Origin of the sequence: Streptomyces sp. NBC_00083, from assembly GCF_026343295.1 — a bacterium.
Lineage (GTDB): Bacteria > Actinomycetota > Actinomycetes > Streptomycetales > Streptomycetaceae > Streptomyces.
The window spans coordinates 866,605-891,414 of the sequence record NZ_JAPELY010000003.1 but is presented as its reverse complement, the minus strand read 5'-3'; the positions used below and the strand labels follow the sequence as shown (position 1 = coordinate 891,414).

Below are 24,810 nucleotides of genomic sequence, written 5' to 3'. Positions count from 1 at the left end.
TTCGTCTCACGTCGATGCGGGCGGAGATACGCTGAGCCGATGGATGTCCTGAGTGACGCGATCGCAGCCGTACGCACCGGGCGCCCCTCTTCCAACCGGGTCCGCATGACGGGGAGTTGGTGCGCCCGGCTCCCTGCCTACGACGGCGCGGGGTTCCACGTCGTACTCAAGGGCGGCTGCTGGCTGCTGCCCGACGGCGGCGCCCCTGTCTCCCTCAGCGCCGGAGACGCGGTGCTGTTGCCCCACGGCACAGGGCACGTACTCGCCGACTCGCCGCCCGATGCGGCGGCGGTGAAGCGAGCAGTGCCGTTCGAGCGCCGACTGAACGAGGCACCGCCTCGCGAACTCCCGGGCGGGCGCGGGGAGGTCGAGGTACTCTGCGGGACGTACCGGCTCGATCGCAGCCGCGTACACCCGCTCATGGCGGAGCTGCCGCAGGTCCTCCATCTGCCGAACCGCGTGGGCAGCCATCCCGAACTCCACGCCGCGATCGATCTCCTCGGCCGTGAGCTCGACGCACAACGGCCCGGATCATGCATCGCGGTGCCCAGCCTGCTCGACCTGTTCCTCGTCTACATGATCCGTTCCTGGATGTCCGAGAGCACCGCCGGTATATGGCCTGCCGTGCTGAGCGACCCGGTGACCGCCGCCGCCCTGAGGGCGCTGCACTCGGACCCGGCCGCTCCCTGGACCATCGCCCGGCTGGCTGCCGAGGCGGGCGTCTCCCGGCCCACTCTCGCCCGCCGGTTCACCGCCCTGGTCGGCAGCCCTCCGATGACCTACCTCACCTGGTGGCGCCTCACCCTCGCCGCCGCCCTGCTCCGCGACACTCCCGATCCGTTGGCCGCCGTCGCCCGCCGGGTCGGCTACGCGACCCCCTTCGCCTTCTCGCACGCCTTCAAGCGCGAGTTCGGGGTCACCCCGGGGCGGTACAGGGAAAGCATCGAGGGCTGACCTGCCCCTGTGACGCATCCCATGCGGCGGACGCAGGAGCAGGGAACCCCCGCCATGCGGCCCGACCTCGCGGTGTCCGGTTCGTCTCGACGGGCTGGTCGGGCGGGGTGACAATGGGAGGCGGATCGCGTCCGGGGGCCCGACGGGCCGGGAGGTACCCGTGGCACACACCGACACCACCGACGTACTGATCGTGGGCTCGGGCCCGGTGGGTCTGAGCGCGGCGGCCGAACTGGCCAGGCACCGGGTGCGCAGCCGCATCGTCGACCGGCTGCCGGCCCGCCTCCCCTACGCCAAAGCCGTGGGCATCCAGCCCCGCACGCTGGAGATATGGGACCGCATGGGCCTGATCCGCGATGTCCTGGAGGCCGCGGTTCCGCTGCGCGGCCAACTGGCGTACGTCAACGGCGTCGAGCAGTTCCGGATCGCGCTCGAACTGCCGCCCGAAGTCCCGTACGGTTTCGCCGCGTTGCCCCAGTACGAGACCGAACGCCTCCTGGAGGAGTATCTGGCGGATCTCGGCACGCAGGTCGAGCGGGGCACGGAGCTCACCTCCTTCGAGCAGGACGCGGACGGGGTGACCGCATGTCTGACCTCGGCCTCCGGGGCCCAGGAGCAGCTCAGGGTGGGCTACCTCATCGGATGCGACGGCGCGCACAGCACCGTGCGCAAGGGGCTGGGGCTGTCCTTCGAAGGAGGGGCGCTCCCGGCGGAGTACATGCTGGCCGATGTCGAAGTGGACTGGGACATGCCGCGCGGCCACAGCGTGCGCTGCACCCATCGCGCCGCCGACGGTTCCATCGACGACGCGCTGGTGTGTGTGCCGCTGCCCGGCGCCAGTCGCTACCGCCTGTCGATGCTGACGCCCGCCGGGTTCTCCGACGAGCTCGACAGCCGCGGCACCGCCCTTCGGCCCGCCGCCCCGGTCCCCGCCGGGGCCACGGCGGGGACGGCCGCGGTGCCCGCCGCCGACAAGGTGGCGCACGGCCTGGGAGGCCCCAGGGTCCCGGAGCTGTCCGACATTAAGGCCGTCGTCGACCGGCTCGCGCCGGCCCCCGCGGCCCTCTCCGACCTGCGCTGGTCGTCGGTCTTCCGCATCAGCCACCGCATCGTCGACCGCTACGGCGAGGGACGGGTCTTCGTCGCCGGCGACGCGGCCCACATCCATCCGCCCACCGGCGCGCAGGGCATGAACACCGGCATCCAGGACGCCTGCAATCTGGCCTGGAAGGTCGCCCTGGTCGTGCGGGGCGTGGCGGGCCCGGCCCTGCTCACGAGCTATGACGCCGAGCGGCGGCCGGTGGGCGAGGAGGTCGTGGGCCGGACGACCGTACGGCACTCCTCCACCAGCGGCCATGACGACGACGGCGACCCGAAGCGCCAGATGATCGGCGAGGCCCAGCTGTTGGTTGGCTACCGTGACGGCCCGCTCGGTACCAAGCCGTACGGTCCGGCCGACGCGCCCCAGCCCGGTGACCGCGCCCCGGACTGCGGCGGGCTGGCCGCGCCGCCCCTGGCCGCGTACCGGCTGCGGCTGCTCGACGTCCTGCGTGGCTGTCCGGGCCACGTCGTGGTTCTCTACCTCAGCGACCCCGACGACATGGCGGCCCCGGCGGAGGCCGCCGAAGCCGTCGCGACCGCATCGGCAGCCACGACGGCCACGGGCGAGGTCTCCGCCGGGCCGTCCGGGACCTGCCGCACCTCGGTCGTGACGCGGACGGTCGCCGTCGTCGCCCGGGAGGCGGCCTCCGCGGCGGACGGCGGCGCTCCCGCCCTCGGTGACCTCTCCCGTCTGACGGTGCCCGGATATCTGGACGCGGCGGGCGAGTTCGCCCGGCTGTACCGTCCGGAGGGCCCGACCGGGTTCGTCATCCGGCCGGACGGTCAGCTCGGCGCCCGGTTCCCGCTGGCCGGCACCGAAGCGGCCCTGGCCGAATACCTCGGCACCCTTTCGGTCTCCGCCCAGCGCGCCGGTGTGCGCCGGCCGCAGGGTTCTCCGGCGAAGCGAGCGTGACGATCCCACCACGCCGCCCTCAACCGCTTCGGGCGGCTTCCCCCATGAAATTGCGAGCACGATGGGTGACGCTGTTCCATGTTCATACGTTCGGGTTGTTTGGGGGCGCGTGCGTGGCGACCGGCTTGCAGGGGCGCCCGCCCTCACCGTCGGGCATCATGCCCGTACTTGACCGATCGCGATCGCTTGCCGATCAGCTGAGACGCATGCCGAACGCCGACGACTGCATGGTGGCGGTACGGGGCGATGGGGCTGAGGTGGCGTGGGAGTGCCCGTTGCGTTTTCAGGGATTTCCCGCGATGGCGGGGCCGGCCCGGTGCTGGTTGTGTTCGGTGCCCGGACATGAGTAAGGGCTCCGAGGGGTTGGTCGCCTGACTCGAAGCCCTGACGCGTCCGTTCCCACGCTTCCATCTCTAGGAGGACGACGTGCTTGACCGCGTCTACCGGAAGGTCGCCGCGCTGCTTCCGGAGCGGCCCGACCTTAGCATTCCGCTGCAGGTGATCGCCCAAACCGCCGTGGTCGGCGTCCTCGCCGTCTCGGCCCGCTGGGCCTCGGTCCTGGTGACCGCGACGGTGGCGGGAGTGGTGTGGAAGGGCCTGCCGCCGGAGGCCCTGATGATGGCCGCCCCGGCGGCCTGGGCGGACCGGACGATGGTCTCCTATCTGCGCGTCACACGCCTGTAGGGCGCTCGCAGTACCCCGTGCGCCGCCCAGCGGCCGCCTGATGTCCCTGGCGGTCCGCGGGGTGGGCGCGGTGTTCGCCCGCCCGCGGTTTTCGGTCAATGTGCCGTCCCCGCACGGCCGTTGACCGTCGCGGTTCTCGCGCCGGGACCGCCGGGCGGGCCGGACCGGTTGCTCATGTCCGCCGCTGACGCGAGGAGTCCCGATGCCGTCGGGCCACTTACCCCACCCGCCCTCCGGACGCCGAACCGTTGCGCCCCGCACCGCGGGTGCGACCATCCTCAGGCCCCGCCTCCAGGGCCCGCCGCCCGGATCGGCGAACGCCCCGCGGGTCGCCTACGACGCGTTCCGCATGCGGTACGAGGGCGTCTACGTGCGCTACGCGCGGGTCCGGCTGCACAGCCCCGAGGCGGCCGACCTCACCGTCCGCGCCGCCCTGGAGGGCGTCGCCGAGCGTTGGCACCTCGTACTGCGGGAGGCATCACCAGCCGCGGCCTGCTGGTCGCTGGTCCGCAGCCGGATAGCCGACACCGCCCAACCCCCGCGGTCGGCGGGCCTGTTGACGCCGGACGAGACGGACATGCTGGTGCTGCGCTACCGGCTGGGGCTGCCCGTGGCCGAGGCGGCGTCCGTGATGGGGATGGACGCGCCGCGGTTCGCCGTCGGGCTCGGCGGCGCGATCCGTCTCCTCACGTCCCGTCCCGGAAGCTCCCTGCGGGAAGCGGGCCGCGGCGAGAGGCCCTGACCGGTCCCGACCGGGTGCATGCCGGTTCCGTTCGCACCACGTTGCGCGGCGTCCGGTTTGCTCCCCCGTGCGCCCGTGTCACCCCCGAGCGCACTGGTCGGCGCACGCCCTCGCTCCTAGCATGTCTCTCCTGTCGACCGGCAGCGACCGCAGCCCGGTTGAGCGGGCCGCGCCTGAAGAGGGAGAGAGCCATTTCCATCGACGTCAGCACACCCAGCGTGGCGCGCATGTACGACTTCCTCATCAACGGGACCGACAACTATGCGTCCGACCGGGCCGCCTGCCGAACTCTCCTCGAAATGGCGCCCAGCACAAGGGAGTTGGCCCTCATCAACCGGGCCTTTCTCGTACGGTCGGTGCGCTACCTCGCCCAGGAGTGCGGAATCCGCCGCTTCCTCGACCACGGGTCCGGCCTGCCCACCCGCCCCAACGTCCACCAGGTCGCGCAGGAGAGCCAGCCCGGCGCCCAGGTCGTCTACATCGACAACGACCCGCTCGTGCACGCGCACGGCCGCCTCATGCTCGCCGAGGACCTGAAGACCACCGCCGTGATCGAAGCCGACATGCGGGACGTCGAGGGGAACTTCGAGCGCCCCGAGGTGCGTCGGCTGCTGGAGGACGGCGAGCCGGTGGCAGCCCTGTTCGTGTCGGTCCTGCACTGCATCCCGGACGACGACGACCCCTGGCAGCTGGTCAAGGACGTCGCCGACCGGCTGCCCGACGGGAGCTGTCTGATCGTCTCCCAGCTCACCAGCGACAACGCTCAACTCCGGGACAGCGTCACGGAGTTCATGCGGCAGACCACCGGCGGCACATGGGGCCGGGTGCGCTCCACCGCAGAGGTCGGACGGTACTTCGACGGCCTCGCCCTGCAGAAGGCCGACCGGCCCGTCGAGGTGTCCACCTGGTATCCGGACACCGACATCGCGCCGCGTCAGGCCACCCAGGAATGGATCGAGTACGGCGGCGTCGCCAAGGTCGTACGGAACGGGTCCGCAGCCCGCGGCTAGCCCGGGGGCGCGTCGGCGAAGCCCGTGATGAGCCGGTCCAGCAGCGTCAGCGTCTCCTCCTTGCCGAGGCTGTGCTGGATCAGCTCCAGCATCGAGGCGGCGTGCAGGTCGACGTCGGCGGCCTCGCTCAGCCAGGCTCCGCCGCTGTTCATCCCCTCCCGGTACACCAAATCGGGATCGCCCGGCGCCGGGAACTTGAAGACGGTCATCGCGACCGTCAGCGGGCACACCTTCTCCCACGCACGGTCGGTGAAGATCCGGATGTGCACCCGGTCGCTGTTCTCCGCGAGGTTGAACAAGTGCCGCAACTGCCCCCGCATCACCTTGCGTCCGCCGACCCACGCGCGGAGCACCGATTCGGCGATCACGGCCGAGTAGTCGGGTGCGTCGGGCGGCTCCAGGACCTCCTGGCGCCGGCGCCGCACCTCCCACCGCCGCTTGATCGCGGGATGGTCGGGCCTGCCCGTGTAGGGCACCCGCATGATGGCGCGGGCGTACTCGGGGGTCTGCAGCAGGCCGGGCACCAGGGATCCGGAGTAGGTACGGATCTCCTTTGCGGCGCTCTCGACGATCATCAGCTGGCTCAAGGACGCGTCGACCACGTCGCTGTAATCCGTCCACCAGCGGCGCTGCTGCGTGTCGTCCACCAGGCGCGTGAGCGTCCGCAGCGACTCCTTGTCGGCGTGGCCGTAGAGCTCGGCGAGCCGCAGGACCGTCGCGAGGTCCGGCTTGACGTCCCTGCTGCCGGTCTCGTACCGGCTGAGCATCGACGCCGAGCTGATCGCCCCGGCGGCCACCACGTCCTTGCCGAGCAGGTTGGCCGCGGCCCGCATCGCGCTCAGCCGCAGACCCAGCACCCGTGCCGGCGGCGCCACACCCGAGAGGCGGTCTTCAGCCCCCTCGTCCGGAACCGGATCAAGCACGCGTGCGGCCACCCTGACTCCTCCAGCGCACGGCGACCCTCGCCGGTACGCGCCCCATCCTGAGGAACCACGGTGGCCACCACAACCCGCGGCTACGGCATTTCAGCCAACCATGCCGTCGAACTCCCCGTTGCGCGCCCCGTCGAGGAAGGCCGCCAGTTCGGAGGAGGTGAAGATCAACGCGGGTCCCTCGGGGAAGCGGGAGTTGCGCACCGCCACCTCGCCCCGGGACAGCCGCGCAATTTCAACGCAGTCGTTGTAGGCGTCGCTCGCCGTCGCCTTCACCCATGTCGCACCCGCGATCGCGTCGGCCCGTACACCGTTGTCGTAGTCCGTCATCGTCTGCCGCCTTCCTTGACCCGAGCCGCGCGGCTCCCCGGTTGGCGCCGCGCCCCGTGCACCTCACCGCGGGCCCCGGACGGAGACGTTCCCCCGCCGCTGAAATTTCATGGCCCCCTGGAGTGCCGCCGATCGTAGCGACGTCACGACGATCCGTACTGTCCCTCGAAAGTGGGCAATTCCCGTCCCCGGCAAGGGTTTCGATGGGCGATGGGCGGCCCTTGCCCCCTCCGGCGCATCAACCGCATGATCAACACATGGGAACCGTCACGGCGTTGCGCCGATACCCGGTCAAGTCCATGCTCGGTGAGGCCGGACGTGAGATGCGGGTCACCGAACACGGCCTGGCCGGGGATCGCGCGTACGCCGTGCTCGACGCGACCGGCGCGGTGGGCAGCGTCAAACACCCGCGCAAATGGGGCGGGTTGCTGGCCTGCCGCAGCAGCTGGGACGGAGCGGGCGCGCCCCGCGTGGAGCTGCCGGACGGCACGACCCTGCACGCGGGCGACGCCGAACTCGACCTGCGGCTCTCGACGTTGCTGGGCCGCGAGGTGACGCTGTCGGACCGCCCGCCGCTGAAGGCCACTCTGGAGCGCGCGGTCCCGGAGTACGAGGGCGGAGTGCCGGACGTCGTGCGCGAGGAGGCGTACGTCGACGCGACCGGGACGAGCGTCACGGCCGGAGGGGTCGCGGCGGGCAGCTTCTTCGACTTCGGGATGGCCCACCTGGTGACCACCGCGTCCCTGGAACGGCTCCGGGCCGCGCACCCCGCCGGTGATTTCGACGCCCGCCGCTTCCGCCCCAACCTGGTGGCCGACGTACCCGGCGGGCCGGGCTTCCCCGAGGACGCGTGGGTGGGCCGGACCGTGCGCGTCGGGGAGGTCCTGTTCCGGGTGACCGTGCCCACGCCCCGGTGCGTGGTGCCGTCCCTGGCCCACCACGACCTGCCCGCCGACCCGGGCATCACCCGGGCGGTCGCCCGCGAGCACCGTGTTCCCGTCCTCACCCTGGGCCGGCTGTCCTGCCTCGGCGTGTACTTGGACGTCCTGGAGCCGGGCACCGTCAGGGTGGGCGACGCGGTGACCGTCGGCTGAGGCTCAGTGGAAGCAGAGGCAGAACGGGTGGCCCGCCGGGTCCGCGTAGACCCGCCAGTTGGCGTCCGCGTGGAGCTGGTCGGTCCGCTCGAGGACGGTCGCGCCGAGGGCCAGCGCCCGCTTCTCCTCGCCGTCGAGGTCGTCCACGTCGAAGTCCAGGTGGAGCTGTTGCGGGCGCTGCTGCCCCGGCCACTCGGGCGGCGCGTATCCGTCCACGCGCTGACAGGCGATCGGCGTCCCTTCGAACCCGTGCACCTCGACCCAGCCGGGATCGTCCGGGTCGGCCACCACACGGCCGCCGAGCAGCTCCGCGTAGAACTCGGCCAGCCGTGCCGGATCGGCACAGTCCAACGCGACGGCCTGAAGCTTTCGGATCACGTCCAACACCCTTCGTTCGTCGTCCACTTCCGTGGAACCGCGTACGGGAGTGGGCGTACCCATCGCGCGGCCGGGAATGCGCGGACCCTACACCGGGGAGGTGACACCCCCTCGGCACACGAGCCGGCCGGAGGTCCGGCATGCGTGCGACGGCCGGTCGTCGCGCCTTCCGGTCAGGAGCCGGGCACGCCCTCCGGTCATGGGCCGGGGCCGCCCGGCGGGCGCGGGGCGGGCGCGGCATGCGGACGGTTCGCCGGGCGTGGCGTTACCGTCGTCGCCATGACCGACAACTCGCTGCGTTCCGTCAGTATCGAGCGGGCCGGCCCCGGCCTGTTCACCGCGACCAACTCACGCGGAGGGACGGTGACCTTCGGCACCGGCTCGGGCACCGACTTCACGCCCGTCGAGCTCTTTCTCGCGGCGATCGGCGGTTGCAGCGCGGCCGACGTGGAGGTCGCCACGAGCCGCCACACCGAACCGACCGTCTTCTCCCTCACCGTGACCGGCCACAAGGTCGAGGACGAGGACGGCAACCGGATGTCGGACCTCGTGGTCACCTTCACCGCCGCCTTCCCGGACGGCCCGTCGGGCGACCGTGCCCGCGCGATCCTGCCCCGGGCCGTGAAGACCTCGCACGACCGGCTCTGCACCGTGAGCCGTACCGTCGAGGCGGGTACGCCGGTCGTCGCGACCGTGGCCGACACGACCGACACGACCGAAGGGGCCTGAGGCGTCAGGTCCTGGGGCTCTGGACCTGACGCCCCGGTCGGCTCGGCTTCGAGGGCCGTGGCGCACGCGCCACAACTCCCCCCGCCGCGGCGGTGGGTCGCACCCTCCGCCTGCCCCCTCAATGCGATGGCTTCGGCCATCGTGACCTGCGATCATCCTCGGATGCTCACCCTTGCCGACGATCTCGGCCATCTCGCTTACACCGTCACCGGCGAAGGCTCGCCCGTCGTGCTCGTGCACGCGGGCGTCGCCGACCACCACATGTGGGACGCCGTGGTGCCCGCCCTCGCGGAGCTGCACACCGTCATCCGGTACGACCTGCGCGGATTCGGCGTATCCGCGCCGCCGACCGGGGCGTTCACCGAGACCGAGGATCTGCGGCGCCTCCTCGGCCACCTCGGGCTCGGACCCGTGGACCTCATCGGCGCGTCCTGGGGCGGCCGGGTCGCCGCCGACTTCGCCCTGGCCCACCCGGAGCACGTACGGTCGCTGACGCTGCTCGCGCCGCCGTGGCCGGGATACGACTGGTCGGCGGAGATGATCGCGTACGACGAGGCCGAGACGGCGGCCCTGGCCGCAGGTGACCTCGACACCGCGGTCGACGTGAACCTCGACATGTGGCTGCGCGGCCCGGACCGCGACTGGGCGGACGTCGCCCCGGGGCTCGCCGACGGGCTCCGCGCTCCGATACGCACGTCGCTGGTGAACCAGGGCGTCGTCGACGAGCACTCCCAGGGCGGCGCCCGGGGCGATCTCGCCACCCTCGCCGTTCCCACCCTGGTGGGGATCGGGCGCCTCGACGTCGCCGACTTCCAGGAGATCGCCCGCCGGTACGCCGCCGGGATACCGGGGGCCGCCCTGGTCGAGTTCCCCACCGCGGCCCACCTCATCGCCCTGGACGCGCCTGCCGAACTCGCCGCGGCGATCCTCGGGTTCCTCGCCCGCTGACGTGCCGACGCGACACCCCGCGGGTCAACTGACGTACGAGTATGGCTAGTTGTGGGGGCGGGGTTCGCCCCATCGCCGGCCCGCGCGGTCGCCCAGCGTCGTCACCCAGCGCGGAAGCCGGGACTGTCCGGCCGCCTCGGCGCCGGGTACGTCACGCCGTGGGCGGTCCCCGGCCCCGGGCAGCACGCGGTCCGTCACCGAGAGGAGGCGGGTCATGGAGGTGGGCGCCAGTCCCTGGAGGCGTACGGCGACCTTGGCGGCCGGGGTGAGGACGAGCTCGGGCCTACCGCGTTCGGCGGCGCGCACCACGGCCCTGGCGGCGCGCTCGGCGTCCATGGAGAGCAGGGGCAGGGTGGCCGCCGCGCCGAACCAGCCGTACTCCGCACCCGGCCGGCCGTGGAAGCGGGCCGCGGTGTGCGAGCCGGTGCGCATGAGGCCCGGGAACACCGTGGTCACGCTGACGCCGGAGCCCGCGAGCTCGGCGCGCAGCCCCTGCGAGAACCCGGCCACGGCGAATTTCGCCGTGACGTACGGCAGCAGGTGCGGGGCGGCGATCCGGCCGCCGATCGACGCGATGGTGACCAGCGAACCCTGCCCGCTCTCGCGGAGGTCGGGCAGCGCCGCCAGGGCGATCCGCAGGGGGGCGAAGCACATCGTGTCCATGGCCTCGCGGAAGTCCTCCTCCCCGAAGGCCTCCATGGGGCCCACCTGGATGATCCCGGCGTTGTTGACGAGCAGGTCCAAGCGCCCGAACCGTTCGTGGACGGCGTCGAGCAGCCGCTGGGGCGCGTCGGCGTCGGTGATGTCGCAGGCGACGGAGGCGACATCGGCCCCGGTGGCCCGCAGGGTCCGCTCCGCGGCGGCGAGCTCCGCCCCGTCGCGGGCGCAGAGCATGACGCGACAGCCCCGCGCGGCCAGCTCCCGGGCGATGAGCAGGCCGAGGCCGCGCGAGGACCCCGTGACGAGTGCGGTACGGCCTCCGAAGCGACTACGTCGAGGGTTCATGCTGCTGCTCCCGGGGGTGTGGGGCGGGTGAGGTGGTCCACCGCCCTCCCGGTTCCCAGCGACGCCGTTCTTACACCAGGGTCACGCAGGCCCCGGCCGGCGCAAGCGATCCGGACGATCCGGCCTAGTTCTCCACGACCGCGCCGTCATAGACGTGGTCCGGGGTGACGACCTGGGTGATCGCGCGGGCGAGCAGCGTGGACGGCTCCTGGCCCTGGACCGTGATGTCCGTGTTGATCATGACGACGAGGGTGGCCTTCTGCTCGGGCAGGTACACCGTCACGGTCTCGTAGCCAGGGATGGAGCCGTTGTGGCCGATCCAGCCGTTGGTCTCCAGGATCCCGAGACCGTAGGTGGTGCCGGGGAAGCCGGTCGGCAGCGTCTTGAGCCGCTCCTGCTGGGTGTGGCGGCTGAGCAGTTCCCCGGTCGCCACCGTCTTCGCCCAGTGGTGCAGGTCGTGCAGGTCCGAGATCATCGCGCCGGCCGCCCAGCCCCAGCTGGGGTTCCAGTCGGTGGCGTCGGCGACGTCACCGCTGAGCGTCTGGTCGGTGTAGCCGCGCGGGTGGGGCATGGGGAACTCGGCGCCGCGCGGGAAGAGCGTGTTGTTCAGGTGCGACGGGCCGAGGACCCGGTGGTGGATGACATCGGCGAGCCGGTGACCGGTGACCTTCTCGATCACCTGGCCCAGGAGGATGAGGTTGGTGTTGGAGTACTGGAACTGCTGTCCCGGCGCCGCCGTGTTGTCGTGCTTGTAGCCGTACGCAAGCACTTCCTGCGGCGTGAACGAGCGCTCCGGGTTGCTGAGCAGCTCGTTGATGAAGTCCGGGTCCGAGCTGTACGGGAAGAGACCGCTGCGCATCTCGGCGAGGTGGCGCAGCGTGATCCGGCTGCCGTTCGGGACGCCGCGGAGGTACTTGGCGATCGGGTCGTCGAGCCGGACGCGGTGCTCGTCCACGAGCTGGAGCAGCGCGGTGACCGTGAAGGTCTTGGTCTCGCTGCCGATCCGTACGTAGGAGTCGACGGCCATCCGCTGGTGGGTGGCGGTATTGGCGACGCCGGTTGCGCGTACGTAGCTGCCCTTGCCCGGCATCCACAGCCCGACGATGGCACCCGGGATGTTCGCCTGCCGCCTGACCTGCGCGATCGCCTTGTCCAGGCGGGCGGTCAGCTCCGTGCCGAGGCCGCCGTGTCCGTGGTCGTCCTGGTGGTGCCCGGTCGCGGCGATCGCGGTGTGGCCGGGCGTGGCGGAAGCCGGCGTCGTCGGGGCCAGCACGGATGCCACCAACAGCGTGGAGGCGAGCAGCCGGCGGCGAGGGATACGACGCATGGGAACGCCTCTTTCAGTCACGGGCACGATCACAGTCGCGGGTCGGAACGCAGCATGACCACGGGACGCCGTGCGGGGCGTTCGCGGTGAACCCCGGTGCGGCGAGTCCACTCGTTCGGGGCCACGGCCGGGGCGGCGGACCCGGCCGGGGCGGCGGACCCGGCCGGTCGCGGCGGCGGGGGCCCCTTCCGGGACCCTCGCCCAGGGCCCTGGCCGTCGGCCCGGCCGGTCGACCTGGCCGCCGCTCCCCCTCCGCCCGGCTCACGGCAGGCGGCCCCTGCGACTGTCCCGGGTGACTCCGGTCAGGCCCCGCGCCGCGGTCGTCCCCGGTATGGGTGAACAACCGGTGGTTTCGGGCAGGGCGGGGCGCGGCTGGGACACCGCCTCGTGACGCTCACGTCCGACAACCGGGACCGCGTCCGTCACAACCCATGGTTGGGCGCGTCTAGAGTGGCCGGGTGGACACCGAGGCGTTGCGATCGTTCGTCCGGGCGGCGGAGCTCGGGCAGTTTCACCATGCGGCCGGCGAGCTGGGCGTGACTCAGCAGGCGGTCTCGAAGCGGATCGCCGCGCTGGAGCGCACCCTGGAGGTGCGCCTGTTCGCACGGACCCCCCGGGGAGTCGAGCTGACCCTCGACGGCCAGGCGTTCCTCCCTCACGCGCGGGCCGTCGTCGCCGGTGTGGAGCGGGCCGTCGCCGCGGTCAGGCCGGGCTCCCGTGCCCTCCGCGTCGACGTACTCGGCCGGCGCAGCGCCCAGGCCGTGGTCCTGCACGCGTACTGGCGCTCGCGGCCCGGGACCGATCTCGACGTGGTGACCCTCCGCGTCGACGATCCTCGCGCGGCGGTCGCCGCCGTCGAGGCGGGCGACGTCGATGCCTCGTTCCGGTCCGTCACCGACCCGGCGCTGCTCCCGCCCGATGTGCGCATGATCCCGGCGTTCCACTCCCCCCTGGAACTGCTCGTCGGCCCCAGCCATCCGCTCGCCTCTGCGCGGCGGCTGACCCCGGAGCAACTGCGCGGGCACCGGATCTGGGTGCCGGGCATCGCGCCGCTCAGCGAATGGGCGGAGTTCTACGACCAGCTCGCCGCCGCCTTCGATCTGCGCATCGACGCGGCCGGCCCGCACTTCGGCGACGAGGTACTCCTCGACACCCTCGCGGAGTCGGCGGACGTGGCGACCCTGGTGGGGGCGCGCGACCGTTACATCTGGCCGGCCACCTACGATCTGCGCCGCATCCCCCTGGTGAACCCCGCCATCGCCTATCCGCTCTCGCTCCTCCTGCCCCGGACCAATCCCCACCCGGGGCTGCGCGGGATCATCGACCACCTCGCGACCCTCCCGAAGCCCGAAGGGCCCGTCTGGCTCCCGACCTGGGCTATGGAACGCTGACGACTGTCAGCCGTCAGCCGTCAGTCAGTAACTGACAGTCAGTAACTGACATTTGTCAGGTGACCGTTCGCTTTGGCTGTAGGCCAGCGACGGCTGACGGCTGGCGGTCGTCCCGCGCCTTGTCAGACCGGGAGGCCGAGGGACTGTCGGCGGAGCGCCGTCGGGGTCGTGCCGTAGGCGTCGCGGAACGCCCGGCTGAACGTCGCCGGATGGGCGAATCCCCGCCGGGCCGAGATGACATGGACGGGGACGCCACTGCTCGCCGGGTCGGCCAGGTCCCGGCGGGCCTGCGCGAGCCGATGCTTGTGGAGGTAGCCCGCGACCGTCGTGCCGTCGCCCTCGTACTGGAAGAGACGGTGGAGGTAGCTGACCGAGATGTGATGGGCGGCGGCGATCGACGCGACGTCGAGGCGGGGATCGTCGGAGTTGTTCCGGATGAAGGCCTTGATGCGCAGGGTCAGGGCCCTGCGGTGGGATTCCGGTGTCAGGGACCGGTCGTCGTCGAGGGCGCCGGAGAAGAGCGCGCCGACCAGGTCGGCCAGCACCGTCCTCAGACGCGGGCCGTCGGCCGGCTGGTAGGAACGGCTGTCCCGGGCCAGTTGGCCCAGGAACGTGGCCAACAGGGCGCCCATGCCGTTCGAGGCCGACATCTTCCGGCCGATGACCCGGTCGGCCGCCGCCCTCGGCAGCGGGAGGAGCGCCTTCGGGATCTCGACGCCGACGATCTCGACGGGGTCGCTGCCGGTGCTCAGGTCGAAGGAGCGGGAGGTGTCGCTGGTGTGGAAGTGCCCCGCGGTGTGGACCACCGTCTCCTTGCCCAGGGTGATCGCGCCCGAGCCGCGGACCACGTACGAGAGGTGGTAGGCCTCCGGGTCGGACTTCTTGATCAGCCGCGCCGTGCGGCGGAAGGTGAGCGGGTGGCATTCCATGGGGTACACCGCTACGTCGTCCAGGAGGATGTTCCGCTGGTTGACCCAGAAGTCGTCGGCGTGTTCGCTGCTCATGTCCATGGGCGCGTGTGTCTGCGACATCAGGTCCCGCCAGCGCTCGAACCGCTGGGCGGGCGGCATGCCGGAACTGCGGAACGTGATTTCGGGCAACATGATGACGGGTCTACATCCGGTCGGACGGCGGACGCAAGGCGAGCCCGACGGCCGCCCCGGGGAGTCGGGAACAGATCCCTCCTTGGGGTACAACTCGGGCCTCCCAGGGGGCGGTTCCCCTGGGAGGCGGGCCTCCTGGGAGGCGGGCCTCCTGGGAGGCGGGCCTCCTGGGAGGCGGGTTCCCTAGGAGGCGGGGCGCCGTCCTCGCAGTGCCGATGCGAGGGCCGCGACCAGGGACATGGCCGTGGCCACGCCGAACACCGTGACGAGGCCGTCGTGGAAGGGGCCCGAGACCAGTTCGGGGAAGAAGCTGTGGCCGGTGAGGACGGCGACGTTATGCGCGGGCAGGGTGTCCAACACCCCGCTGGGCGCCAGCAGATGACTGATCGGGTTGTTGCCGAGGAACGTGGCGAACAGGGTGCTGACCGGGGGCAGACCCGCGACCTGTTCCGCCGTGCCCGTCGGGACGCCCTGTGCCTGGAGTCCGCCGGTGAGGGCGTGCGGCAGCGATCCGGCGAGCCCGACGATCATCAGCGAGAAGGAGAGGCCCATCGACAGGGCGGTGCCCGAGTTCTGGAACGTCGAGCGCATTCCCGATGCCACTCCGCGCTGTTCCGGCGCGACGCTGCCCATGATCGCGGAGGTGTTGGGTGCCGAGAACATGCCCTGGCCGATCCCGCTGAGGAGCAGCAGTCCGGCGAACATCGGGTACGAGAAGTCGACGGGCAGGGCGAGGAGTCCGAGGAAGGAACAGGCGACCAGGAGCAGCCCGCTCGTGGAGAAGAGCCGTGCCCCGAAGCGGTCCGAGAGGTAGCCCGAGACGGGCCCGGCTATGAGGAAGCCGAGGGTGAGCGGCAGCATGAAGATGCCGGCCCATAGGGGTGTGCGCTCGAAGTCGTAGCCGTGCAGGGGCAGCCAGATGCCCTGGAGCCAGATGATCAGCATGAACTGCATGCCGCCCCGTGCGATCGCGGTGAGCAGTGCCGCCATGTTGCCGGCGGCGAAGGCCCGGTTGCGGAAGAGCGAGAGGCGGAACATCGGTTCGGCGATGCGGGTCTCCACGATGCAGAAGATGATGAGGAGCAGGAGGCCGGTGCCGAGTCCGCCGAGGACGAGGGGGTTGGTCCAGCCCGTCGAGTGGCCGCCGTAGGGCTGGATTCCGTAGGTGATGGATGCCAGCAGGGCACCTGCTCCTGCGGTGAAGGTGAGGTTGCCGATCCAGTCGATCCGGCCGGGCCTGCGGCTGCCGGTCTCGCGCAGGCTGCGGTAGGACCAGATGGTGCCGATCACGCCGATGGGGACGCTGACCCAGAAGACGGCCCGCCAGTCGATGGTGGCGAGGAGGCCGCCGACGATGAGGCCGAGGAACTGGCCTGCCAGGGCGGTGATTTGGTTGATGCCGAGTGCCATGCCGCGTTGCCGGGTCGGGAAGGCGTCGGTGAGGATGGCGGCCGAGTTCGCTGTGAGCATCGATCCGCCGACGGCTTGGACGATGCGGAAGCCGATCAGCCAGAGTGCGCCGCTGCCGCCCTTGAAGGGGTCGAGGGAGAGGGCGAGGGATGCGCAGGCGAAGACCGCGAAGCCCATGTTGTACATGCGGACTCGGCCGAACATGTCGCCGAGGCGTCCGAGGGAGACGACGAGTACGGCGGAGACGAGGAGGTAGCCGAGGATCATCCAGAGCAGGTAGCCGATGTTGCCCGGTGCGAGGGGGTCGAGTCCGATGCCTCGGAAGATGGCGGGGAGGGAGATGATCACGATCGAGCCGTCGATCGTGGCGATGAGTACGCCGAGGGTGGTGTTGGAGAGGGCGACCCATTTGTAGCGGTCGTCCTGGGAGCGGTCGCCCTTGGAGCGGTCGTCGCGTTCTCTGGGGGGTGGGGTGCTCATGCCCGTGCGGGCACCGGAAGTAGCCCTGCCTGCGGGGCTGTTGGGCGGGGGGCCGTCGGGCGTGGGCCCCTTGGCGCTCACAGTCGTTCCGCCAGTCGTTCGAGCAGGGAGAGGGCGTCGACGAGTTGGCGCCGTTCGGCGGGGGTGAGTTCGTCCTCGATCGCGTGGGCGAGACCGCGTACGGACTCCGACCGTCGGTCCAGGATGACCGTGCGTCCGGCTTCGGTCACCGTCATCACGACTCGGCGGCGGTCGGACGGGTCGGGCTCCCGGTTGACGAGTCCGCGCTGTTCGAGGGCGGCCAGGGTGGTGGCCATGGCCTGGGGCCTGACGCGTTCCAGTTCCGCGAGCGCTCCCGGTGAGTCCGGTCCGTCCCGCTCCAGGCGGGCCAGGACGGACACCTCGGACAGTGTGGTGTCGCCGACGGCGTGTGTACGCCGCAGTTTCCGGGCGATCCGGCCCACGGCCAGTCGGAGCGTCGCCGCCACTTCGCCGGGGTCGTCGGTGCCCCCGGCGCCCCGTGCGTCCTGCGCCTTGTCCGTGGGAGGTATGACGTGATCCATGGATAGTTACAATAGGCTTATCAAGCTGTCGTAACAATAGGGACCGGGTCGGTCCGGGGGCGCATGGCACCGTGCGCCCCCGGGTGCCCCCTTCGCGACCGCGCGGCTCCCGGCCGTTGTCCCTTTTCTCGGGCGGGCCGACGAGCGTCCTTTCTGGACGCGGCATTTCCTTGAACGGTTGCAGAACAAGCTCCAGAACAAAAGGTCAAGCTCTGGAATAACCGCCCCTCGGCCCCATTGAATGCCACCCCCTCCCGCGGACCGATCCACCCACAGTCAATTCACAGAAATATACGCAAACAAAACGGCGCGGCGCCGCCCGTCGGTTTTTCCGACGGGTGACGCCGTGCCGTTTTTTATGAGCTCTTGAGCGGCGGCTCGCCAACTTTTTGCGCGAGCCGGGCGGGATTAACGATGGCAGACCTTGTGCGCCTTGTGCCAGGTCTTGGTCCAGTACCCCGGGTGCACCTTGCCGTGCCGGTCGCGGGTGGCCTTGTGCCAGGTCTTGGTCCAGTACCCCTTGACCACGTGGCACTTCTCCTTGCCGTGAGCCGCGGCCGCGACCGTGTGCTGGGGCGCCGCCTCAGCTGCACCGACCGAGGAGAAAGCCACTCCTCCGGCGAGTGCGGCCGTGGCAGCACCGAGAGCGATCGCCCGCTTGACGTTTTCAATCATGACTCCACCTTTCTGTTTTTAACACCGTCCGACGAGTTGGACAACGACAGTTTTATCACCGATGCCCCGACGGAATACGGGTGTTGCTCGGGCGCGCGGGAGCATGAAGCAGTTGCGAGTTAAACCACGCGCGCCCCCAGAAATGCGACCCCCCTCTTTCCTGCGTACTTCTCCGCTCTGTCCAATCCCGGAACGGCTACAAGTGCGGGGGACATGTCATACGCGGAAAGAACGGGCGAGGGCGGCGCCCGGGGCCCTCGGGGAGGGACGGGCGCCGCCCTCGGGGTGGGCGGATCGTCGGGTGGTCCGGCTCAGCGTCGGCGGCGCCCGGACCAGCCGGCGCCGATGCCCGCCACGTGGAGGGCCAGCGCGGCCAGCCCGAGCAGCATGACGTTCGTGGACGTGAACACGTGGTTGGTCGACATGTCCGCAGCGTTGATGAGGAACGCGATCACGAACAGAACTGCCGCGCCTATGGCCAACATGGCATCTCCCCTATCCGGTTGATGCCCTCCGAGTGCCCCTTCTCATCAGCGGGAACCCCCATGGGGGCGCCGGCGCCGCCGTCGGGGTCAGGCGGTGCTCAGCGGATGGGCCGCCGTCGCCGAGCGCGGGGGCCAGGCCCGGGGGGCGAGGATCCCGAGGACGTAGGCGCGGGCCACGAGGGCGGGGCGGGTCGCGGCGCCCAGCAGGTCGCGCAGCCGGCTCAGGTGGTAGTCGACGGTCTGCCGGGACAGGTTCAGGGAGGTGGCGATGTCACCGTTGCTGCTGCCCTCCGCGAGCAGGGAGAGGATGCGGACCTGCGCCGCCGTGAGGGAGGGGTGGGCCTCGTGGGCGAGGCTCTGGTGGGTGATCACCGCCCAGACATGGCGGGCGCGGGCCGTGGAGTGGCCCACCGTCGTGAGGTGGAGCTGGGCGCGGCGCTGGCGTCCGTGGGCGTCGATGAGCACGGCGTAGGTCTCGACGCGTCTGGTGCGGCGCGCTATCAGCCCGTTCCACCTGCGGTGCAGCCGGTCGAGGCCGGGCTCGGGGGCGAGCAGGGTGTGGGCGCGGCGGCCGACCAGGTCGGGCAGGCTGAGCTGGAACAGTTCGGCGGCTGCCGAACTCGCCTCGACCACCCGCCCGTTGGTGGAGAGCAGGGCGCAGGGCAGGCCGCTGTGGTCGCGGAGGGCCTGGAGGCTGTCCTCGGCCTCCTGGCGCTGGACGGTGGCGCGCAGGTGGTCGGTGATGTCCACGTAGATCCCGGCGACGCAGGTGTGCGCGTTCTCCCTGACGGGGAAGCGGTGGCCGACGGCCTGGCCGGCGCTGCCGTCGGGGCGCCGGTAGTCGAGGGTGTGGCGCACCGGGGTGCCCCGGGTGAGGATCTCCTGGTCGAGGGCGCGGAACTGGGCGGATTCGGCGGGGGCGTCGAGGTCTTCGATGAATTTGCCGACGACGTCCTCGGGGACGGTGCCGTAGAGGTGCGCGTAGGCGTGGTTGGCCCACAGGTAGCGGCCGTGGCGGTCGCGGATGAAGGCGGCCGCGGGGGCCAGGTCGACGAGGTCGGCGAAGGCGGCGTACCGGCGGGGTGCTTCGGGGTGGGCGTCGACCTCGACGGCGAGCCCGCGGGTGCGGCCGGCGGTGGCGTTCTCGTCGAGGTGCCGGCTGACGTCGAAGGTGCGTCCGTCGAACCTGGCCTGCCAGCGGCCGTCCCGGGGTGGGTGTCCGGGGCCGGCGAGTTCTTGGCGCATCCGGTCGAGGAAGCGTTGCGCGGTGCCCGTGTCGGCGAAGGCGCCGCCTCCCCGCTCGCGTACCTGCCACGGCTCGTCGACCTCCCACCAGAAGACGGGAAGGTCTTCGAGCAGTGCTTTGAAGCTGGAGTCGTTCACAGCGGTCTCTCCGTCCGTAGGCAATCCGTACGCAATCGGCTGACGCACTGTCACAGGGCGATGGGTATCCCGTCCCGGTCCCGCGCATGCTCGGTTCTCGGCCGAATGGTGGCCGGATGCGGGTGCTCGGAAAACGTTCGCGGTCGCCAACGCGGCCTGCGACTCAGGCATTTGCCTGAACGGCAGGCGTCCTTGGTGGCATTGCGGGCGTCTGTCGCGTGGTCCCCTTGAGTGTGCGGGTGACCACGCTCCGACACATACGCCGGGGTGTTCCCCGCACCCGATGCGCATCACCGGCCCCCACGCCGGCGCATACGACGACACGTACGACGCACAGGCCGCCATGTGCGGCGCGTACGGCACGCGGCACATCACGCGATCAACACGGATGAATGGAGACGAACTTCAGTGAGCAAGGTGCTGTTAGTGCATGCCAAGGGTGGTCCGCCGCTCGGTCACGTCCTGTCCAGGACGGCCGCGCGGGCTCAGGTGCACCTGCTGGCGCTCAGCGCTCTTCCTCCCTCGGTGGCGGGTTCCGCCCGGAGACTGTGCGCGTCGGTCGTGACGCCCGATGACGCCGAGCGCTCCGACCTGGTGTCCCTGATCGTCACGCGGGCCAAGGCCGTGGGCGCGGAGGCGGTGCTCACCTTCTCCGAGTACGCGGTCGTCGCGGTGGCCGAGGCGTGTGAGGAGCTCGGCCTGGCGGGGGCGGGTGCCGCGGCGTCGTTGGCGCGTGACAAGCGCCTGATGCGCCGTACCTGGCGGGAGCGCGGTCTGTCGCAGCCCGAGTTCCGTGCGGTCGCCTCGGAGGCGGATCTGCGCGAGGCGGCCGGCGTGCTGCGCTTCCCGCTGCTTCTCAAGGCGGCCTGGAGTGCCGGTTCCACCGCGCACCAGATCATCCGGGCTCCGCACGAGGTGGCCGGTGCGTGGCGTCGCTCTCGCGAAGTGATGGCCGAATCCGCACAGTTGGGGTATGCGGAGCTTCATGTGGCGCGGGCGCAGGGCGACTTCGTGGTCGAGGAGATCGTGACGGGCACGGCCGCCGACTGGTTCGACGAGCCGGGCTGGGGCGACTACGTCAGCGTCGAGGGTGTCGTGGCGGACGGTGTGTTCCACCCGGTCTGTCTCAGCGGCCGGATGCCCACGGTCGAGCCGTTCACCGAGCGGGCCGGGATCACCCCGGCCCTGCTGTCCTCGCAGGCCCAGGAGCGGGTGGTGGCGCTGGCCCGCGAGGCCGTCGACGCGCTCGGTCTGCGGGACTGCGGGACGCACACCGAGATCAAGCTGGGCGCGGACGGCAGCATGTGGCTGATCGAGACGGCGGCCCGGTTCGGTGGGGCGATGACGGTGCCGCAGATCGAGGATGTCTTCGGGCTGGACCTCGTCGGCATGCTCGTGGACCAGCTTCTGGGCCGTACGGTCCAGTGGCCCGAGCGGGCCCTCACTGCGGCCCACGCGCGCGGCGCGGCGGGTTCGCTCGTGGTGCTCGCGGTCGACGGTCGGGGCGAGGCCTGGCGGGACCGCAGGGTGTGGGACTTCCCGGCCGTCGCGAAGGAGGTGCTGCTCAGCCGGGGCAGTGAGCTGTCGGTGGTCGCGGAGAGTTCGCTCGCCGACGGCGGTGTCGTTCCGGTCTACGACCCGGCCGGCGGCGCCAACACCATGGCCGCGCTGTGTCTGCTGTCGGCCACCGACGCGCGCACCGTGCTGCGTGACTTCGAGACGCTGGTGGACGCGCTGCCCCGCGTCCTGCCCGTCGCCACGCCCGAGGAGGTCTCCGCATGACCGCCCAGTTGTTCGCCGGCGCCGCCGAGCCGGCCACGGACCGTACGGTCGTCGGCGAGAACCTCTCGCTGCCGCTGTTCCGCACCCTGTCGGGTGTGCTCGCCGGCCATCCGTACCTGAAGGTCGTCGTCGACCGGGCCGAGAACACGTGGCATCTGCTCGACACGGCGGCGCACCCCTTTCACGTCAACTACATAGCCACCCGCGTCCTCGGCATGAGCCTCGCCGAACTCGACGCGGATCTGGACGCGTTCAACGCCTCCGTGTACATGGATCCGGCGCGCCGCTTCCTGCTCGGGGTGCTGTCCCTGCACACCGACGAGGACGCGGAGGGCCGCGAGCGCACCTTCCTGGTGCTGGAGACGACCGAGGCCGACACCATGAACGGTGAACTCCTGGCGTTCTTCTACGCGTTCGTGCGGGAGCGGGTCGACGGTCGGCTGCCGGTGCTGCTCAAGCCGGCCAACCACGGGCAGGAGGAGGAGCTGGCCGCGATCAGTGAGCTGCGGGTGCCGCGCATCCTGAGCCATGAGCTCTTCGGCTCGCGCGTGCGGACCCCCCTCAATCCGGGTGAGGCGACCGGGCGGCTGCGGTACTTCCGGACGGGGGCGCAGTACGCGGCCGCGGAGGCCGGGCTCGGCTGGGCGGACATCGTGGCCATGCCGTGCCTGCCCGACGACGTGCCCCGGGTGGCCGGGTTCGTCAACACCGCGCCGATCACGCCGCTTTCGCACACCAATGTGCTGGCCTCCGGCTGGGGCATACCCAATGCGATCGTGCGTGATCTGGAGGAGCTCGTCGAGAAGGACGGCCTGGACGGCGCGTGGGTGCGCTACCGGGTGGGCGAGGAGGAGATCTCCCTCGAACTCCTCGACGGGGAGCCGGAGTTGCGGGCGCCGGCCTGGCATCAGCAGCGCATCCGGCTCGAACCCCCGCTGCTCGAGGACGCCCCGGTGCTGTCCCTGCACCGGCTGCGCGCCGCCGACAGCGACCGGTACGGCACCAAGGCGGCCAACCTGGGCGAGCTGCACCACGTCCTGGACAGCCGCACGGCCGATCTGACCGCCTTCTACGGCCGGCCCCGGCCGCCACGCGAGGACCTCTACGGTCATCTCGCCGCCCGGCTCGGCCTCACGGACCCGACCGCCGCCGAACTCCGTTCGCGTGCGGCCGGCTTCGTGGCCTCGACGGTCGGCGCCCCGGAGGGCGTCGCGCTCCCCTTCTCGCTCCAGCAGCACTTCCTCGCCTCGTCGCCGGCGCTGCAGCAGGGCATCGGCAAGCTGAAGATGGCACTCGAACTGGATGCGGCCGACGTCCTGGACTCGCTCTGTCTCCAGCTCCAGCAGCTGATCCGGCACACGCCGGTGCCCGACTCCGTGACCCGGCAGATCAGCCAGGCCTTCCCCACGCCGCCGGGCGAGTGCGGGCGACTCGTGGTGCGCTCCTCGTCCAACGCCGAGGACCTTCCGGGGTTCTCCGCGGCCGGGGTCTACGACTCCGTCACCACCGTGCACGGCACCGGTGAACTCCTGGACGCCGTACGCCAGGTGTGGGCCTCCCTGGTGTCGCCGCGCAGTGTGCGGCTGCGCCACCAGGTGGGGATCTCCCTCGACGACACCTACATGGGTGTGATCATCCAGGAGTACGTGCCGGCTTCGCTCGGCGGTGTCCTGGTGACGTGCGACCCGACGCGCAGGGCCGACTTCCGCAACGTCTACCTCAACTGCTCCCCCGGCTCGCCGGAGCAGGTCGTCGACGGCTCGGTCCTGCCGCAGCAGTACCTGTACAACGTGGTGGAGGGCGGCGGTCGTACCGTCGCGCTCGGCTCGTGGGGCGACGGGCTTCCCGCCGCCACCCGTGCCCGCCTCGCCGATCTGTCCCTGACGGGGCGGCTCCTGCAGTCGCACTTCAGCGGGTCCGATGTGGACCGGCCGCTGGACATCGAGTGGCTGATGACCGAGCGGGGCGACTTCCGGCTGGTCCAGATCCGCCCGTACGCGCTGTGAGCCCGCGTCTCGCGCGGCGGCCCGGCGGGAAGGCGGGCGCCCCTCTGACGGACCGGGCCCGGCGGATCATCCGGCTCAACTACGGCTTCCAGCTGCTGTTCAACCTGCTGTGGTGGATGCCGGTCTTCTACGAGTACCAGAAGACGGCCGGGCTCTCCGACGGGCAGATCTTCGGCATCCAGAGCATCTACTACGTGGCGTTCTGTCTGTTCGAGATCCCGACCGGGCTGATCGCGGACCGGATCGGTGCCCGCAACTGTCTGCGGGCGGGCGCCGTGGTGATGACGGCGGCCAACCTGGCTCCGGTGGTCAGCGCCTCGTACGGCGGGTTCCTGCTCCACTTCCTCGCGATCGCCCTGGGCCGTTCGCTCACCTCGGGCGCGGCCAGTGCCTATCTGTACGACGGGCTGCGGGCCGAGAAGTGCGACGCGCACTATCTGAACGCGGAGGGCACGGCGCGTGCTCTGGGGCTCGCGGCGAAGGTGGTGTGCTGGCCGCTGGTCGGGCCGCTGATGGCGGTGGCGCACACGGCGCCGTACGTGTTGAGTGCCGCGAGCGCGGGGGGCTCGCTCGTCTGCGCGCTGGCGTTGCCCAGGGCGGCGGGCGCGGACCGCGCGCCGCGGGCGGGCGGCGGGCGCGGCGCGTTCCTGCGGGACGCGGGGGCCGCGCTGCGCTGTGTGGCCTCGTCGCGGTGGCTGGGTCTGGTGATGGTGCAGGGCGTGGCGGTGTTCACGCTGTCGCGGATCTGCCAGGTCAACCTGTTCCAGCCGATCCTCCTCGACCACGGCATCGGGGAGGGGTCGAGCGGTGGCGTGCTGGCCGCGATGACGGTGGCGGAGGCGGTGGCCTCGGCCCGCCCGCAGTGGCTGAGCCGCCGGCTCACGCCGGTCGCGTGGGTGTCGGTCCTGAGCCTGGCGCTCGCGGGCACTCTGGCGGCGATGGCGGTGGGCGGGCCCTGGAGCGTCGTCGTGCTGCTGTGCCTGTTCGCCGCCGCGACCGGTTTCGTCTATCCGGTCCAGCGCAAGCTGGTGAACGACGCGGTGCCCGCCGACGCCCCGCGCGCCACGCTGCTGTCGATCGAGAGCATCGTGGACCGCGCGGTGTGCGCCCTGGCCGCGATCGCGGTGGGTGCCTATGTCTCGGCCGGGCATCTGGACACCTTGTTGCTGCACAGCGCGGTGGCGACGGCGGTGCTGCTCGGCGTCGTTCAACTGCTGCTGCACACCGGCGTGGTGAAGCGCGAACACGCCGCGGCCGGGCCGTCGGCGGGCCGGGCCGCCCGCGGGCCCGGAGCGGGCGCCGGGGGCGGGCAGCAGAGCGGCGACCCGGTCGGCTCCGCGGACGGTGTACGTCGCGGGCCGCCGTCGGCCGCGTAGCGGACCGGC

The 24,810-nt window shown here is 71.5% G+C and carries 23 protein-coding genes; 12 read left to right on the top strand and 11 right to left on the bottom strand.

The window, feature by feature from the left end; translation table 11 throughout:
• Window positions 1–39: 39 nt before the first annotated feature.
• The 5 genes from OOJ98_RS27785 (at window position 40) to OOJ98_RS27765 (ending at window position 5,404) form a co-directional block, all read left to right on the top strand.
• Window positions 40–954, top strand: coding sequence for an AraC family transcriptional regulator (locus tag OOJ98_RS27785; protein ID WP_267057780.1), 915 nt, complete (start codon window positions 40–42; stop codon window positions 952–954).
• Between the two features lie 160 nt (window positions 955–1,114).
• A complete protein-coding gene (locus tag OOJ98_RS27780) occupies window positions 1,115–2,968 on the top strand; it encodes an FAD-dependent monooxygenase (RefSeq protein ID WP_267057779.1) in 1,854 nt (617 codons plus the stop codon).
• 498 nt (window positions 2,969–3,466) lie between these two features.
• Complete coding sequence (locus tag OOJ98_RS27775; RefSeq protein WP_267057778.1) at window positions 3,467–3,652, top strand: hypothetical protein; 186 nt, start codon at window positions 3,467–3,469, stop codon at window positions 3,650–3,652.
• A gap of 202 nt (window positions 3,653–3,854) precedes the next feature.
• Entirely contained in the window at window positions 3,855–4,394 is a 540-nt protein-coding gene (locus OOJ98_RS27770; protein ID WP_267057777.1) for a hypothetical protein, read from the top strand.
• Between the two features lie 197 nt (window positions 4,395–4,591).
• Entirely contained in the window at window positions 4,592–5,404 is an 813-nt protein-coding gene (locus OOJ98_RS27765) for an SAM-dependent methyltransferase (protein ID WP_267058266.1), read from the top strand.
• On the opposite strand, the gene OOJ98_RS27760 is transcribed toward OOJ98_RS27765, so the two are convergent.
• Together OOJ98_RS27760 and OOJ98_RS27755 are read right to left on the bottom strand one after the other, a co-directional pair.
• A complete protein-coding gene (locus tag OOJ98_RS27760) occupies window positions 5,401–6,339 on the bottom strand; it encodes a helix-turn-helix transcriptional regulator (protein ID WP_267057776.1) in 939 nt (312 codons plus the stop codon). The two genes, OOJ98_RS27765 and OOJ98_RS27760, sit on opposite strands and share 4 nt — an antisense overlap.
• Before the next feature lie 90 nt (window positions 6,340–6,429).
• Window positions 6,430–6,666 (bottom strand): DUF397 domain-containing protein, encoded by a 237-nt coding sequence (locus OOJ98_RS27755; protein ID WP_267057775.1) that lies wholly within the window; start codon window positions 6,664–6,666, stop codon window positions 6,430–6,432.
• Window positions 6,667–6,923: 257 nt separating this feature from the next.
• Between OOJ98_RS27755 and OOJ98_RS27750 the strand changes: the two genes are divergently transcribed.
• Window positions 6,924–7,760: an MOSC domain-containing protein gene (locus OOJ98_RS27750; protein ID WP_267057774.1), complete on the top strand. Its 837-nt coding sequence runs from the start codon at window positions 6,924–6,926 to the stop codon at window positions 7,758–7,760.
• A 3-nt stretch (window positions 7,761–7,763) separates the two neighbouring features.
• On the opposite strand, the gene OOJ98_RS27745 is transcribed toward OOJ98_RS27750, so the two are convergent.
• Entirely contained in the window at window positions 7,764–8,138 is a 375-nt protein-coding gene (locus OOJ98_RS27745) for a VOC family protein (protein ID WP_267057773.1), read from the bottom strand.
• Window positions 8,139–8,417: 279 nt separating this feature from the next.
• Between OOJ98_RS27745 and OOJ98_RS27740 the strand changes: the two genes are divergently transcribed.
• Together OOJ98_RS27740 and OOJ98_RS27735 are read left to right on the top strand one after the other, a co-directional pair.
• A complete protein-coding gene (locus OOJ98_RS27740; protein WP_267057772.1) occupies window positions 8,418–8,867 on the top strand; it encodes an OsmC family protein in 450 nt (149 codons plus the stop codon).
• Between the two features lie 162 nt (window positions 8,868–9,029).
• Window positions 9,030–9,815 carry an alpha/beta fold hydrolase gene (locus OOJ98_RS27735; protein ID WP_267057771.1) on the top strand — a complete coding sequence of 262 codons (786 nt, stop codon included), beginning with the start codon at window positions 9,030–9,032 and terminating at the stop codon, window positions 9,813–9,815.
• A 45-nt stretch (window positions 9,816–9,860) separates the two neighbouring features.
• Here the strand turns inward: OOJ98_RS27735 and OOJ98_RS27730 are convergent, their stop codons facing one another.
• Window positions 9,861–10,820, bottom strand: a complete 960-nt coding sequence (locus OOJ98_RS27730) for an SDR family oxidoreductase (protein WP_267057770.1) — start codon at window positions 10,818–10,820, stop codon at window positions 9,861–9,863.
• 124 nt (window positions 10,821–10,944) lie between these two features.
• Window positions 10,945–12,147, bottom strand: coding sequence for a serine hydrolase (locus tag OOJ98_RS27725; RefSeq protein WP_267057769.1), 1,203 nt, complete (start codon window positions 12,145–12,147; stop codon window positions 10,945–10,947).
• 458 nt (window positions 12,148–12,605) lie between these two features.
• On the opposite strand from OOJ98_RS27725, the gene OOJ98_RS27720 reads away from it, so the two are divergent.
• Complete coding sequence (locus OOJ98_RS27720; RefSeq protein ID WP_267057768.1) at window positions 12,606–13,538, top strand: LysR family transcriptional regulator; 933 nt, start codon at window positions 12,606–12,608, stop codon at window positions 13,536–13,538.
• Window positions 13,539–13,660: 122 nt separating this feature from the next.
• Here OOJ98_RS27720 and OOJ98_RS27715 read toward each other — a convergent pair whose 3' ends face one another.
• From OOJ98_RS27715 to OOJ98_RS27690, 6 genes are all read right to left on the bottom strand, one after another.
• Complete coding sequence (locus OOJ98_RS27715; protein WP_267057767.1) at window positions 13,661–14,641, bottom strand: AraC family transcriptional regulator; 981 nt, start codon at window positions 14,639–14,641, stop codon at window positions 13,661–13,663.
• 183 nt (window positions 14,642–14,824) lie between these two features.
• Window positions 14,825–16,531, bottom strand: a complete 1,707-nt coding sequence (locus tag OOJ98_RS27710; RefSeq protein ID WP_267057766.1) for an MFS transporter — start codon at window positions 16,529–16,531, stop codon at window positions 14,825–14,827.
• Window positions 16,532–16,608: 77 nt separating this feature from the next.
• Window positions 16,609–17,094 carry a MarR family winged helix-turn-helix transcriptional regulator gene (locus OOJ98_RS27705; RefSeq protein WP_267057765.1) on the bottom strand — a complete coding sequence of 162 codons (486 nt, stop codon included), beginning with the start codon at window positions 17,092–17,094 and terminating at the stop codon, window positions 16,609–16,611.
• A gap of 408 nt (window positions 17,095–17,502) precedes the next feature.
• Window positions 17,503–17,769, bottom strand: coding sequence for a hypothetical protein (locus OOJ98_RS27700; RefSeq protein WP_267057764.1), 267 nt, complete (start codon window positions 17,767–17,769; stop codon window positions 17,503–17,505).
• 311 nt (window positions 17,770–18,080) lie between these two features.
• Complete coding sequence (locus OOJ98_RS27695; RefSeq protein ID WP_267057763.1) at window positions 18,081–18,254, bottom strand: hypothetical protein; 174 nt, start codon at window positions 18,252–18,254, stop codon at window positions 18,081–18,083.
• Between the two features lie 87 nt (window positions 18,255–18,341).
• Entirely contained in the window at window positions 18,342–19,637 is a 1,296-nt protein-coding gene (locus tag OOJ98_RS27690) for a PAS domain S-box protein (RefSeq protein ID WP_267057761.1), read from the bottom strand.
• A gap of 408 nt (window positions 19,638–20,045) precedes the next feature.
• Here OOJ98_RS27690 and OOJ98_RS27685 point away from each other — a divergent pair, with 408 nt between their 5' ends.
• Genes OOJ98_RS27685 through OOJ98_RS27675 form a run of 3 tightly spaced genes read left to right on the top strand, consistent with a single transcriptional unit; the run spans window position 20,046 to window position 24,801 of the window.
• Window positions 20,046–21,419, top strand: coding sequence for an acetyl-CoA carboxylase biotin carboxylase subunit family protein (locus tag OOJ98_RS27685; protein ID WP_267057760.1), 1,374 nt, complete (start codon window positions 20,046–20,048; stop codon window positions 21,417–21,419).
• Window positions 21,416–23,425, top strand: coding sequence for a PEP/pyruvate-binding domain-containing protein (locus OOJ98_RS27680; RefSeq protein ID WP_267057759.1), 2,010 nt, complete (start codon window positions 21,416–21,418; stop codon window positions 23,423–23,425). The genes OOJ98_RS27685 and OOJ98_RS27680 overlap by 4 nt, the downstream gene beginning before the upstream one ends.
• Window positions 23,422–24,801, top strand: coding sequence for an MFS transporter (locus tag OOJ98_RS27675; RefSeq protein ID WP_267057758.1), 1,380 nt, complete (start codon window positions 23,422–23,424; stop codon window positions 24,799–24,801). The genes OOJ98_RS27680 and OOJ98_RS27675 overlap by 4 nt, the downstream gene beginning before the upstream one ends.
• Window positions 24,802–24,810 lie beyond the last annotated feature (9 nt).

What these genes read in the sequence shown, in the direction of transcription:
- OOJ98_RS27785 (WP_267057780.1), top strand. Translation starts at nt 40, where the DNA reads ATGGATGTCCTGAGTGACGCGATCGCAGCCGTACGCACCGGGCGCCCC.
- OOJ98_RS27770 (WP_267057777.1), top strand. Translation starts at nt 3,855, where the DNA reads ATGCCGTCGGGCCACTTACCCCACCCGCCCTCCGGACGCCGAACCGTT.
- OOJ98_RS27755 (WP_267057775.1), bottom strand. Translation starts at nt 6,666, where the DNA reads ATGACGGACTACGACAACGGTGTACGGGCCGACGCGATCGCGGGTGCG.
- OOJ98_RS27750 (WP_267057774.1), top strand. Translation starts at nt 6,924, where the DNA reads ATGGGAACCGTCACGGCGTTGCGCCGATACCCGGTCAAGTCCATGCTC.
- OOJ98_RS27740 (WP_267057772.1), top strand. Translation starts at nt 8,418, where the DNA reads ATGACCGACAACTCGCTGCGTTCCGTCAGTATCGAGCGGGCCGGCCCC.
- OOJ98_RS27735 (WP_267057771.1), top strand. Translation starts at nt 9,030, where the DNA reads ATGCTCACCCTTGCCGACGATCTCGGCCATCTCGCTTACACCGTCACC.
- OOJ98_RS27730 (WP_267057770.1), bottom strand. Translation starts at nt 10,820, where the DNA reads ATGAACCCTCGACGTAGTCGCTTCGGAGGCCGTACCGCACTCGTCACG.
- OOJ98_RS27725 (WP_267057769.1), bottom strand. Translation starts at nt 12,147, where the DNA reads ATGCGTCGTATCCCTCGCCGCCGGCTGCTCGCCTCCACGCTGTTGGTG.
- OOJ98_RS27715 (WP_267057767.1), bottom strand. Translation starts at nt 14,641, where the DNA reads ATGTTGCCCGAAATCACGTTCCGCAGTTCCGGCATGCCGCCCGCCCAG.
- OOJ98_RS27710 (WP_267057766.1), bottom strand. Translation starts at nt 16,531, where the DNA reads ATGAGCACCCCACCCCCCAGAGAACGCGACGACCGCTCCAAGGGCGAC.
- OOJ98_RS27705 (WP_267057765.1), bottom strand. Translation starts at nt 17,094, where the DNA reads ATGGATCACGTCATACCTCCCACGGACAAGGCGCAGGACGCACGGGGC.
- OOJ98_RS27700 (WP_267057764.1), bottom strand. Translation starts at nt 17,769, where the DNA reads ATGATTGAAAACGTCAAGCGGGCGATCGCTCTCGGTGCTGCCACGGCC.
- OOJ98_RS27695 (WP_267057763.1), bottom strand. Translation starts at nt 18,254, where the DNA reads ATGTTGGCCATAGGCGCGGCAGTTCTGTTCGTGATCGCGTTCCTCATC.
- OOJ98_RS27680 (WP_267057759.1), top strand. Translation starts at nt 21,416, where the DNA reads ATGACCGCCCAGTTGTTCGCCGGCGCCGCCGAGCCGGCCACGGACCGT.